General features: G+C 61.7%; 7 protein-coding genes, 1 tRNA gene, 2 rRNA genes and 1 pseudogene. All 11 read left to right on the top strand.

Going from position 1 to position 12558, the window contains the following annotated elements:
- Positions 1–18 precede the first annotated feature (18 nt).
- Positions 19–2782, top strand: a 23S ribosomal RNA gene (locus F1643_RS06675).
- Between the two features lie 148 nt (positions 2783–2930).
- Positions 2931–3046: ribosomal RNA gene (rrf, locus tag F1643_RS06670) — 5S ribosomal RNA — on the top strand.
- 83 nt (positions 3047–3129) lie between these two features.
- Positions 3130–3206 (top strand) — tRNA-Met (locus tag F1643_RS06665).
- A gap of 499 nt (positions 3207–3705) precedes the next feature.
- Positions 3706–4872, top strand: coding sequence for an ABC-three component system protein (locus F1643_RS06660; protein WP_194912079.1), 1167 nt, complete (start codon positions 3706–3708; stop codon positions 4870–4872).
- Complete coding sequence (locus F1643_RS06655; protein ID WP_194912076.1) at positions 4869–5360, top strand: three component ABC system middle component; 492 nt, start codon at positions 4869–4871, stop codon at positions 5358–5360. The genes F1643_RS06660 and F1643_RS06655 overlap by 4 nt, the downstream gene beginning before the upstream one ends.
- On the top strand, positions 5360–7327 hold the full coding sequence (locus F1643_RS06650; protein ID WP_194912074.1) for a DUF3732 domain-containing protein: 1968 nt from the start codon (positions 5360–5362) through the stop codon (positions 7325–7327). The genes F1643_RS06655 and F1643_RS06650 overlap by 1 nt, the downstream gene beginning before the upstream one ends.
- 473 nt (positions 7328–7800) lie before the next feature.
- Positions 7801–8205 (top strand): transposase, encoded by a 405-nt coding sequence (locus tag F1643_RS06645; RefSeq protein ID WP_194912071.1) that lies wholly within the window; start codon positions 7801–7803, stop codon positions 8203–8205.
- Entirely contained in the window at positions 8202–8555 is a 354-nt protein-coding gene (tnpB, locus tag F1643_RS06640) for an IS66 family insertion sequence element accessory protein TnpB (protein ID WP_194912069.1), read from the top strand. The genes F1643_RS06645 and tnpB overlap by 4 nt, the downstream gene beginning before the upstream one ends.
- 70 nt (positions 8556–8625) lie before the next feature.
- A pseudogene (locus F1643_RS06635) lies at positions 8626–9990 on the top strand (IS66 family transposase); the annotation flags it as partial.
- 73 nt (positions 9991–10063) lie between these two features.
- Positions 10064–10465, top strand: a complete 402-nt coding sequence (locus F1643_RS06630; protein ID WP_194912065.1) for a hypothetical protein — start codon at positions 10064–10066, stop codon at positions 10463–10465.
- 2 nt (positions 10466–10467) lie between these two features.
- Positions 10468–12540 carry a recombinase family protein gene (locus tag F1643_RS06625; RefSeq protein WP_194912062.1) on the top strand — a complete coding sequence of 691 codons (2073 nt, stop codon included), beginning with the start codon at positions 10468–10470 and terminating at the stop codon, positions 12538–12540.
- Positions 12541–12558: the final 18 nt, after the last annotated feature.

The following is a 12558-nucleotide window of genomic DNA, read 5'->3' as shown; positions in this document are numbered from 1 at the left end:
CGTTTTCGTTGGAGTTGAGATCAAGCGTCTGAAGGGCATCTGGTGGATGCCTTGGCACTGAGAGGCGATGAAGGACGTAGCACGTTGCGATAAGTCACGGGGAGCCGCGAGCAGGCTTTGATCCGTGAATTTCCGAATGGGGAAACCCACCGCGCTACGCGGTATCCTCCACTGAATCCATAGGTGGGGGAAGCGAACCCGGCGAACTGAAACATCTAAGTAGCCGGAGGAAAGGACATCAACCGAGACTCCGCTAGTAGTGGCGAGCGAACGCGGACCAGGCCAGTGATTGCTTCTACATAACCGGAACCGTCTGGAAAGTCGGGCCATAGCGGGTGATAGCCCTGTACGGATAAACCGGAAGCAATCCACGAGTAGGGCGGGGCACGTGAAACCCTGTCTGAACATGGGGGGACCACCCTCCAAGCCTAAGTACTCCTCAGTGACCGATAGTGCACCAGTACCGTGAGGGAAAGGTGAAAAGCACCCCGACAAGGGGAGTGAAACAGTTCCTGAAACCGGATGCCTACAAGCAGTCGGAGCTTCCTTGCGAAGTGACGGCGTACCTTTTGTATAATGGGTCAGCGACTTAGAGTATGCAGCGAGCTTAAGCCGGTAGGTGGAGGCGCAGCGAAAGCGAGTCTGAATAGGGCGCCCCCTTAGAAATAAGGGAAAAGTTGCATGCTTTAGACCCGAAACCTGATGATCTAGCCATGGGCAGGTTGAAGGTGCGGTAACACGCACTGGAGGACCGAACTCACGCCTGTTGAAAAAGTCGGAGATGACCTGTGGCTAGGGGTGAAAGGCCAATCAAATCAGGAAATAGCTGGTTCTCCGCGAAAGCTATTTAGGTAGCGCGTCGGATATCACCTGCGGGGGTAGAGCACTGGATGGGCTAGGGGGGCGCGAGCCTTACCAAACCTAACCAAACTCCGAATACCGCAGAGTGCAGTCCGGCAGACAGACGGTGGGTGCTAAGGTCCATCGTCGAGAGGGAAACAGCCCAGACCGCCAGCTAAGGTCCCCAAATCACGGCTAAGTGGGAAAGGATGTGGGAAGGCCATGACAACCAGGAGGTTGGCTTAGAAGCAGCCATCCTTTAAAGAAAGCGTAATAGCTCACTGGTCTAGTTAAGCCGGCCTGCGCCGAAAATGTATCGGGGCTCAAGCCGTGTACCGAAGCTGCGGATGTGATCTTATGATCACGTGGTAGCGGAGCGTTCCGTAAGCCTGCGAAGGGTGTCCGTGAGGCCGCCTGGAGGTATCGGAAGTGAGAATGCTGACATGAGTAGCGACAAACAGTGTGAGAAACACTGTCGCCGAAAGTCCAAGGGTTCCTGCGCAAGGTTAATCCACGCAGGGTGAGCCGGCCCCTAAGGCGAGGCCGAAAGGCGTAGTCGATGGGAACCACGTTAATAGTCGTGGGCCTGGCGGAGGTGACGGATCGGAAAGCGTGTATGTCCTTATCGGATTGGACATGCTGTGGACCGGTTCCAGGAAACAGCCCCGCCGTATAGACCGTACCCCAAACCGACACAGGTGGACTGGTAGAGTATACCCAGGCGCTTGAGAGAATGGTGTTGAAGGAACTCGGCAAATTGCCCTCGTAACTTCGGAAGAAGAGGGCCCTATGGGTGGGCAACCACCTGTGGGGGGCACAGACCAGGGGGTAGCGACTGTTTACTAAAAACACAGGGCTCTGCGAAGCCACACAAGGCGACGTATAGGGTCTGACGCCTGCCCGGTGCCGGAAGGTTAAGAGGAGAGGTGCAAGCCTTGAATTGAAGCCCCGGTAAACGGCGGCCGTAACTATAACGGTCCTAAGGTAGCGAAATTCCTTGTCGGGTAAGTTCCGACCTGCACGAATGGCGTAACGACTTCCCCGCTGTCTCCAACACCAACTCAGCGAAATTGAACTCTCCGTGAAGATGCGGAGTTCCCGCGGTCAGACGGAAAGACCCCGTGCACCTTTACTACAGCTTTGCAGTGGTGCTAGGGACTTCATGTGTAGGATAGGTGGGAGGCTTGGAAGCCCGGGCGCCAGCCCGGGTGGAGCCAACCTTGAAATACCACCCTTGAAGTCTCTGGCATCTAACCGTGGCCCGTGATCCGGGTCCGGGACCCTGCATGGCGGGTAGTTTGACTGGGGCGGTCGCCTCCCAAAGTGTAACGGAGGCGCGCGATGGTGGGCTCAGAGCGGTCGGAAATCGCTCATCGAGTGCAATGGCATAAGCCCGCCTGACTGCAAGACTGACAAGTCGAGCAGAGACGAAAGTCGGCCATAGTGATCCGGTGGCTCCACGTGGACGGGCCATCGCTCAACGGATAAAAGGTACGCCGGGGATAACAGGCTGATGACTCCCAAGAGTCCATATCGACGGAGTCGTTTGGCACCTCGATGTCGGCTCATCACATCCTGGGGCTGGAGCAGGTCCCAAGGGTTCGGCTGTTCGCCGATTAAAGTGGTACGTGAGCTGGGTTTAGAACGTCGTGAGACAGTTCGGTCCCTATCTGCCGTGGGTGTCGGAGTTTTGCGAGGATCTGTCCCTAGTACGAGAGGACCGGGATGGACATACCTCTGGTGCACCGGTTGTCACGCCAGTGGCATGGCCGGGTAGCTAAGTATGGACGGGATAACCGCTGAAAGCATCTAAGCGGGAAACCCACCTCTAAACCAGAGCTCCCTTGAGAGCCGTGACAGACCATCACGTCGATAGGAGGCATGTGGACGGGCAGCAATGCCTGAAGCTAAGCCTTACTAATCGCTCGATCGGCTTGATCTCGACCCCACTAACCGCGCCATGCGCAGCAGCAAGCCTGCTTGGAAAGGCCCTGCTTGACGCAACGCCGCCGGTTCGATACATCCTCACCCTCACTTGCACTGAACCCGCGATACGCTTTGGGAAGAGCGTCGGTCTTGAGCCTTGGTGACCTGGTGGTCATGGCGAGGTGTCAAACACCCGATCCCATCCCGAACTCGGCCGTGAAAAGCCTCCGCGCCAATGGTACTGCGTCTTAAGACGTGGGAGAGTAGGTCGCCGCCAGGTCACTCAGGCTCAAGAGACGCTTAAAAACCGAAGCACAAATCGCCGGCATCGTCACGACATCCATCACCCCATACTGAGACATCCGCGGGGTGGAGCAGCCCGGTAGCTCGTCAGGCTCATAACCTGAAGGCCGCAGGTTCAAATCCTGCCCCCGCAACCAAATCAACAAGCCGTTGATCTCACACAGAGATCAGCGGCTTTTTGCTGTCCGGAGTTTCGCCTCCGGAACGGCTCCGTGGCAGCGTCGTGGAAGCGCCAGGACGGAAACTCCCGGATAGATTTGGCGGGGTGTTATGCAGTGAACGTTATCCAGCGATAACTGTGACGCATGGCAATGGCGCGGTAGGATTGTCACGAAGAAGGCTTGGCTGGTGGGGGAGGGGCTGCTAATGGGCTGAAAGCCAACCCCGGAACTTCGACCAACAGCATCTCTCGTCCGAGGTCCGGACAGCCAAGGCCAGCGTCCGCTTCTGCCCGACCAAATACCATCAGCCGCTCGCCGCAGGTGATACCAGTGCGGAGGCATCCCTTCTTCGCTGCACCACTATCCGAGTGACTCCGCGTGCATTGATTCGTAAGATGCTCCGAATTGCGCTAGGGAAGGGCAGGGGGTAGCGGGGAAGACCCTAGCGGAAACAGCATTACGCAACCGGGGGGCGATGGTAACGGCACCGATCAAGACAGCGTCGAAGAGCGCGGCGCCTGGCCAATATCTTGGCTATGGGTTGCAGGATGTTCGTTTGTGCCACCACCTGCTCAAGTCCCCGGCAGGGTGCTCGGTTTCGCTTGAGTTCATTGAGGATACCGCGATCCATCGACCCGATGGCACAATGCTGCTTGAGCAGGCGAAGAGTGCGCTGTCGGGTAATCCGGTTCGTGATACATCCGTCGAACTGTGGAAATGCTTTGCCAACTGGGCGCGCCTGTGTTCGGACGGAAAGGTCAATGCGGTATCTACGCAGTTCCACCTCTATGCTTGCCCGCCCAAGGAGGGGGAATTGGTGCAACTCCTCCACGCCGCTTCGACCAGGACGGAGGCGGCGGCGTTACTCACCAAGATCACAAAGAAAGTGACGCCCGGCAATAAGCTCAAGGGCTGCAATCCCCTGATCACTGAGTTTCTCGCCGCTGGGGCGGAAACCTGCCAGCAGATCATCCTTAACTTCCGGCTGATTATGGAGGTCGATCCGCTCGAACCGATCCGCGAGGTCTTGCGCTTCTCGGTGCTTGAGGTGGCTGTCGATGATTTCTGCGCGCATGCGATCGGCACGGCGAAGAATCAGATAGCTGCGCACATTCGCGCCGGCGAGACGCCAATGATCGACGCAACCGAATTTCGCAAACGCCTGCAGGCATTCATCCGCAAGCACGGTGCGCTCGGATTTCTGGTGCCGACTACCGGGCAGCCAAGCGATTTGCAGATCGGCACCATGCTTGCGGCCACCCCGGTGTTCGTCCAGCAGCTCATAAAAGTGAAGACGGCCCAGGAACTTGTGGTGCGCGCGGTAAGCGATTTTCTCAGGTCGGATGCTGATCGCACGCTGTGGGCTGCCGAAGGCCGCATTGTCGAGGAGAGCCTCCACGAGTTGCATGACGGACTTGATGCCCATTTTCGGATAATGCGCGACGAGGTCGAAGATCTCTTCTCGGCGAAGGATGCTGAGACTCGCGGTCGGCAGGTCTATCGCCGCTGTATTACCCACCAAGTGCCGCTCGAAGGCCGCAGCGTGCCGAGCTATTTCATCCCAGGTACTTACAACATGCTTGCCGATGGCGCCCAAGTCGGCTGGCACCCACAATATGCCGATTTCTTCCCGAGAGAATGATGGCCGCCAACAGCATCTCTTCGATCGAGGCCGTGCAGAACTCCGCGATGGGGGCCGTGATCCTTTGGTCGTTCGGGCGTGGCTATCAGGAGGAGGTGCTCGGCCAATTGCCGCTCTTCCACCTCAGCTTCCTCGTGCTGCCGATCGTCCTCCACCGCCCAACGCTCGACCTAGTGAGCGGTACCAATGTGTCATCGGGCCTCGGCAAGTTCATCGAGAAGTTCGACCGCCATCGCGAGGATCTAATGGCGGTCCATACGCGGACTCTTGCCATGCGGCGGCTTAGTCTGCAGGCGATATCGATGGGCGTTACCACAGGTTTATTGAGCATCATATATAACGAGGCACGTCTGCGCGCCAATGAGGCGAAGATACGCCGGCCAACTGAACGCATCAGGCCCTATACCGCTGCGGCGGAGAAGCTCGGGCGCTGGATGGCGCGGGTGCCTCCCGCCACGACCTTTTCCCTTCTGCGCGTGAGTCCTTGATGCACTTCCAGATCCTCAAGCTGATCCTCTGGTCCAAGGCTGGACACACGCCACGCATCGTCGAATTCGAACCGGGCACGGCCAATGTCATCAGTGGAGCATCTAAGACCGGTAAATCGGCGGTAATCCCGATTATCGACTATTGCCTTGCTTCGGGAAAATGCAGCATCCCTGTCGGCACTATCCGCAGAGCCTGCTCTTGGTTCGGCATTGTTGTCCAGACGATCGAAGGCCAAAAGCTGCTCGCTCGACGCGAGCCCGGTGATGCTAAACAGACCGGCGACATGATGCTTTTGGAGGCTCACGAGATCAATATTCCTATCGAGACCCCTGTCAAGAATATTACTAGTGATGGGGTAAAGCGAATATTGAATCGTTTGTCGGCACTCTCTAATCTTGATCTTGAGCTAGGCGATGACCCGGGCTTCAGTTCGCGGGTCAGCTTTCGTGATCTGACCGCATTTATGTTTCAGCCGCAATATATCGTCGCCAATCCGGCTGTGCTCTACTTCAATGCTGATACGACCGAACATCGTGAGAAGCTGAAGGCGATCTTCCCTTATGTGGTGGGTGCCCTCACCGCCGACATGCTCGCGGCGAAATGGGAGATCGACAAGTTGCAGCGCCAACTGCGCCGCAAGGAGGCCGAGCTTAATGCTATGCGTTCGTCAGTACGTGCTTGGCAGGTGGAGGCGCACGGCTGGATAAAGCAAGCGATTGAACTCGGTCTCATTCCCGCCAATAGTGTCATCCCGACCGAATGGCCTGACATGCTTGAGCTGCTCCGCACCATTGCCGAGGGCAGTAGTCGAACCGCACAGCCCTCGGTCGCCTCGATCGAAACAACGCTGACGGAACTCCAGCGGCTGCGCGAAAGCGAGCGTAATGCGGCGGCCGAGCTTGCCGAGCACGGGCAGCGGCTCAACGAAATTCAGCGCCTGATCGACAGCAGCCAGTCCTATGGATCGGCGATGCAGATCCAGCGCGAGCGCCTGGACGTCGCAAATTGGATCGAAGCGCTGGTGGAGCGATCGGACGACCCAATCGTCGCCTTGGGCGGCGGCGGACGCGAAAAGGTCGAGGCGCTGCGCGAGGCGTTGACCGGGGTCGAGCTTCAAATCCGTTCGCAGCCATCGCTGTCGGACGCCTTCGACCGGGAGCGGTTACGACTGCGTGGCGCGGTCGAGCAAGGCACGGCAACGCTTAGCGCGATCCGCCAAGAGATCACGCTGCTCGAGCGACGCTCAGACGAGGTGCGCGCGGCAACCTTCCGGTCCGATCGCATCGAACGTTTTCTTGGCAGGCTTGAACAAGCAATTCAGCTCTATGAGCGCACTGGCGAAGACGCGAGGCTTCCTGGTGAGGTCGACGAGATCAAGGCGCTGATAGCCCAACACCGTGGAATTTATTCAGAAGGTCAGGTGCGGCAGAAGCAAGCTGCCGCACTCAAGATCATAGAAAGTTACGCCTCGACAATAATACCGAACCTCGACGCTGAATGGCCAGACGCGCCGATAGAATTCTTAGTCGATGACCTCACAGTGCGTGTCATTCATCCAGACCGCTCCGATTATTTGTGGGAAATTGGAAGCGGGGCGAACTGGCTCGCCTATCATGTCGCGGTGATGCTGGCGCTGCAGCGCTTTTTTCTGACCGACATCGGTCATCCGGTACCGGCCCTGATCGTGCTTGATCAACCCAGCCAAGTCTATTTCCCGCGGGGCTTCGATGGCGAGCATGCCAGTCAACTCGGCCGGACCCGTGATCAGGACATCCTAGCGATTCGGTCGGTCTTCGAAGCCCTGGGTGCTGAGGTCATGCGGGCGAAGGGACGATTGCAGGTGATCATCCTCGATCATGCCGGCCCCGATGTGTGGGGAGAAATCCCAGGCGTGACGCTGGTCCAGGAATGGCGTGGGGACAATAAGCTTGTCCCGCTCGCTTGGTTGGGCGGAACACCCGGCTGATCATGGCTTGGCGTGTGTTCCGCGACAATCAGGACCCCATCCCAGCGACAATCAGGCATACATCTCATGGTAGAACATGAGTCTCTGGCGGCAAGGGCCAGTCAAGCCCGAAGCCGCGTAAGCGGTGGCCTGAAAGACCAAGCTTTACAGGCCATTGCCACCAGAGAATAATTGATCTGAGGTGCTCGGAGTCCTTGCAACATGCAAAATCCCATCGATGCCCTGATTGTCGCTAACCACCCGACTTTGATTGTCGCGCTACAGAGAGAGGGCAACTCGATCTCTGGCCAAACGTGTGCGAGGGCTTGTGCGGTGTTTAGGCGTGGTCGTCCCGCAGGATGGGTAAAGCCGGACATCCGGCTTTCCGGAGTTATGGGCCGGTTGAGAGAAAGGTAAGCGGTGTTCTGGCCCCACCTTCCGGTGGGATCAGGGCTGAGCGAATCTCCCGGATCGCATGATTGGGAGAACGGTTTGTGTCTACGCTCGACCTTACGCTTGACCAGGAGCCGGTGCGGGTTCGCCGCATGGAGGTGATCACGGGCGATGTAGGGCGCCGGACCTGGTCGCCAGAGGAGAAGGCGCGGATCCTGGCCGAGGCGGCGGTGCCCGGGGCCGTGGTCTCCGAAGTGGCCCGGCGTCACGGATTGCGGCCCCAGCAGGTGTTCGGCTGGCGCCGGGAAGCGCGTGCCGCCAACCGCTTCCAGGAAGAGGGCCTGGTGTTCGCGTCGGTGGTGCTGGACACCACGCCGCCCCCAGCCGCACCGAAGGAACTCCCGGCCATCGAGGTGCAGATCGGCGATGCGGTGGTGCGCGTGCCGGCCGGCATGGACAGCGCCACCATCAAGGCGGTGCTGCGCGCGGTGAGGGCGTTACGGTGATCGGCATCGAGGGCGCGGTGCGGGTTCTGGTCGCCGCCAAGCCGGTCGACTTCCGCAAGGGCATGGATGGGCTGGCTGCCTTGGTGCAGCAGCAATTGGGGGCGGATCCCTTCAGCGGGGTCATCTACGTCTTCCGCTCCAAGCGCTCCGACCGGGTGAAACTCCTGCACTGGGACGGCACCGGACTGGTTCTCATCGCCAAGAGATTGGAGGCCGGCCAGTTCCGCTGGCCAGCGATCCGCGACGGCGTGATCCGTCTGACCCCGGCTCAGCTCTCGGCGCTCGTCGAGGGTCTGGATTGGACCCGGGTGCGGGGCGTGCGGGTGCCTCGGCCGACGTCCGCCGGCTGAGCTGCGACACAGCGACTCGCTTGCCGCTTCGCAGGCGAGGATGGCGCAAGCCGCCGCTATACTGGTGGACGTGACGACCGCGCCTGAAACCCTTCCCAGCAATCCGGACGAACTGCGTGCCCTGCTGCTGGCCGAACGGGTCCGGCATGCCGCGGAGCTGACGGCGGCCCGCTCCTCGGCCGAGGAGGAGATCGCCCGCCTGCGCCAGATCATCCGGGAGCTGCAGCGCCATCGCTTCGGCCACCGGGCCGAGCGCCTTGATCCGGACCAGCTGGCCTTGGCCTTGGAGGACCTGGAGCAGACGCTGGCCGCCAAGGAAGCGGAGCCCACTGGCTCTGCGGCGACCAAGTCGGCCCCTTCGTCGCCACGGCGTCGGGTGAACCGCGGCAACTTGCCAGCCGATCTGCCGCGCGAGGAGATCCTCATCGATGTCGCCGACAAGACCTGCCCGTGTTGCGGCGGCACGCTGCATCCCATTGGCGAGGATGTCTCGCAGCGTCTGGATCTCATCCCGGCCCGCTTCCGGGTGCTGGTGACCCGCCGGCCGAAATACGCCTGCCGCCAGTGCGAGGAGGGCGTCGTGCAGGCCGCGGCACCGGCGCGCATCGTGGACGCCGGCATCCCCACCGAGGCGCTGATCGCCCACGTGCTGGTGTCCAAGTTCGCCGATCACCTGCCGCTCTACCGTCAGGCCCAGATCTACGCGCGCCAGGGTGTCGATCTCGACCGCTCCACTTTGGCCGACTGGGTTGGGCGGGCCGCCTGGTACTTGCGGCCCCTGCATGAGCGGTTGCTGGCCAACCTGAAGGCGTCGGGCAAGCTGTTCGCCGACGAGACGACGGCACCGGTGCTCGACCCCGGACGGGGCAGCACGAAGACCGGCCAACTCTGGGCCTACGCGCGCGATGATCGCCCCTGGAACGGACCGGAGCCGCCGGCGGTGGCCTACGTCTATGCTCCCGATCGCAAGGCGGAACGCCCCGTGACGCATCTGCAGGGGTTCACCGGCGTGCTCCAGGTCGACGGCTATGCCGGCTATCGCAAGCTGGCCGAGGGCGGAGCCGTGCGCCTCGCGTTCTGCTGGGCGCACGTCCGCCGGGGCTTCTATGATCTCCAGACCGGCGGCTCGGCGCCGATCGCCAGCGAAGCCTTGCGGCGCATCGCCCAGCTATACGCGGTGGAGGCGGAGATCCGCGGCCGTGACACCGAGGCGCGCCGCCGGGAGCGCCAGGCCCGCTCAACGCCGCTGATTGCGGAACTGAAGGCGTGGCTGGAAAAGCAGCTGGCGGCGGTGTCGCGCAAATCGACAGTGGCCGAGGCGATCCGCTACGCGCTCAGCCGCTGGGAGGGACTGACGCTGTTCCTCGACGACGGCCGGGTGGAGATCGACAGCAACAGGGTGGAACGCAGCATCCGCCCGCTCGCCATCGCCCGTCCATTGTGCCCATGCCGGGCAGGATGTTGACGTCCATTACTGCTGGCATCCGCTGCATGACCGTCGCGTCCGGGTGATGTGGAGCGAGGCGCGCGCCATCGGCCATCTGGTTTTCGTCGAGGCGGCACCCGGCATCATCACGGTGTTGCCGGAATGGATGCTGGACCCTGTCATCTGCGCCGACATGGAACTCGGTACGCCGCGGGTCGCGGTGGAAGCGCTCATCAACCTTCAGCGTCAGCTGAGCGACGGCGGATTCAAGCGAAGCTCTCCAGGCGATGCGATCATCGTCCCGGAGGAGCGACATGAAAATGCCGTCAGCAACAACACGACGGGCCAAGACCCGGCGCCAGTTCAGCATGGCCTTCGACACCGCAAGGCTGCGGACGATCAGCCCGGCCGACCGCGCCGCAGCGGTGGTGCAATTGGCCCTTCTCCTGATGGAAGCCGCAGGTGTCGGAACCGGGGAGCATGACGATGGCGAACACTGATCTCCTGCCGCCGTCGGTGCTCAAGCGCAAGGCCGTGGTCTACGTCCGCCAATCCTCCCCGGCGCAGGTCCAGACCAACTTGGAGAGCAAACGGCGGCAGTACGAACTGGTTGATGCGGCCAAGCGCCGAGGCTTCCGCCGGGTCGAGGTGATCGACGACGATCTCGGGCGCTCCGCCAGTGGCACCATGGCGCGGCCCGGGTTTGAGCGGCTGGTGGCGTCGCTCTGTGCCGGTGAGATCGGCGCCGTGCTGTGCCTCGACGCCTCCCGGCTCGCCCGCAACGGCCGGGACTGGCACCACCTGCTCGAACTCTACGGGCTCGTCGAGGCCAGAGTGATCGACCTCGACGGCGTCTACGATCCGGGGCGACCGAACGATCGGCTGCTGCTGGGCATGAAGGGCAGCATGAGCGAATTCGAGTTGGGAGTGCTGCGGACCCGGATGCTCGATGCCGCCCGCAGCAAAGCGCGGCGGGGCGAACTGCGCATCAGTGTGCCGATCGGTTATGTATGGCACCGGGAGATCGGTCTGGGCTTCGATCCCGATCTGCGGGTCCAGGAAGCGATCCGCCTCGTCTTCGCCCGCTTCCGGGAGCTGGGCAGCGCGCGCCAAGTCCTGCTGTCGCTGGCAGCAGAAGGAGTCTGCTTCCCACGGCCGTCCGACGGGAAGAGACTGATCAGCTTCGACTGGACGCCGATCCGCTACCGCAACGTCATCAGCGTGCTCAAGAACCCCTTCTATGCCGGCGCCTACGTCTACGGAAAGAGCCAGCACCGCACCGAAATCGTCGAAGGGCGGGCGCGGAAGAGCTATGGCCACGGCAAGCCGCTTGAAGAGTGGGAGGTTCTGCTGAAGGATCACCACGAGGCCTACGTGGACTGGGACGAGTTTGAGCGCAACCAGACGCTGCTCGCCGCCAACGCCTACGGCCGGGTCGGCGGCGCGAAGTCGGGGCGCGGCGGGCGCGCCTTGCTGGTTGGCGTCCTGAACTGTGCGCGGTGCGGGCGGCGGCTGACGGTGTCCTACCGTGGCCGTAGCCCGAGCCAAGCCGGCTATCGCTGCGACCGCCCGAACCAGATGCTCGGGCTGCCACGATGCCTTGGGTTCGGAAGTTCCCGGGTGGACGAGGCGGTCGCCGGCGAACTTTTGCGAGCCGTCGAGCCGATGGCGATCGAGGCCGCGCTGGAAGCTGAGCGGAGGCATATGGAGCACCAGACCGAACGACGGCGGATGGCGGAACTGGATCTTCAGAAGGCGCGCTATGAGGCGACGCTTGCGGAACGGCGCTATGCCGCCTGCGATCCCGACAACCGGCTGATCGCCGCGCAGTTGGAAAAGAACTGGGAGGCGGCGCTTCAGCGTGTCGAGGCGTGCGAAGCGCGGATCGCGTCCGTGTCAGCTCCTGTTCCGGCTCCCGCGGCGCCGGACTTCGCCGGGCTGGCGGACGACCTGCAGGCCGCCTGGAACGCGCCGGGGGTGACCACCAGGGCGCGTCAACGGCTGCTGCGGACGTTGATCGTCAACATCATCGCCGACGTCGACGAGGCGGCGCGCGAGGTCATCCTCACTATCCATTGGCGCGGGGGCCAACACTCGCAGCTGCGTCTCATCAAGCCGCAAACCGGGGAGCACGGTTGCCGAACGCCGGAGGAAGCGATGGCGGTGATCCGCAGCATGGCGACGCGCTGGTCGGATGCGGACATCGCCGCGCAGCTGAACCGGATGGGCATGCGCACCGGGCAGGGGAAATCCTGGACCGGGCACCGTGTCAGCTCGTTGCGCCGGGTCCATGGCATCCGCGCCTACCGGTCGGCCGAGAAGGATGGCGAATGGCTGACCCAGTACGAGGCCGCCGCGGCGCTCGGCATCTCGCGCCACCGCCTTGTCCGGCTCATCAATGCCGGGCTGATCGTCGCTGAGCAGGTCGTGCCCGGCGCTCCCTACCAGATCCGTGCCTCCGACCTTCGGGAGCAACGGGTTCTTGCCGCGGTTGGACGCAAAGGCGAACCGTGTCGCCTCGCTTCCGAGGATCAACTTTCAATGTTTCCAGACACTTGAAGAAGAGGGGCATAATGA

Source organism: Azospirillum sp. INR13 (assembly GCF_015390205.1).
Taxonomy (GTDB): Bacteria; Pseudomonadota; Alphaproteobacteria; order Azospirillales; family Azospirillaceae; genus Azospirillum.
The sequence above is the reverse complement of the archived record's forward strand: the minus strand, read 5'-3'. Positions and strand labels throughout refer to the sequence as shown.

Excerpts from the sequence above, each read along its gene's own strand:
- F1643_RS06650 (WP_194912074.1), top strand. The coding sequence starts at position 5,360 with ATGCACTTCCAGATCCTCAAGCTGATCCTCTGGTCCAAGGCTGGACAC.
- F1643_RS06660 (WP_194912079.1), top strand. The coding sequence starts at position 3,706 with ATGGTAACGGCACCGATCAAGACAGCGTCGAAGAGCGCGGCGCCTGGC.
- F1643_RS06625 (WP_194912062.1), top strand. The coding sequence starts at position 10,468 with ATGGCGAACACTGATCTCCTGCCGCCGTCGGTGCTCAAGCGCAAGGCC.
- F1643_RS06655 (WP_194912076.1), top strand. The coding sequence starts at position 4,869 with ATGATGGCCGCCAACAGCATCTCTTCGATCGAGGCCGTGCAGAACTCC.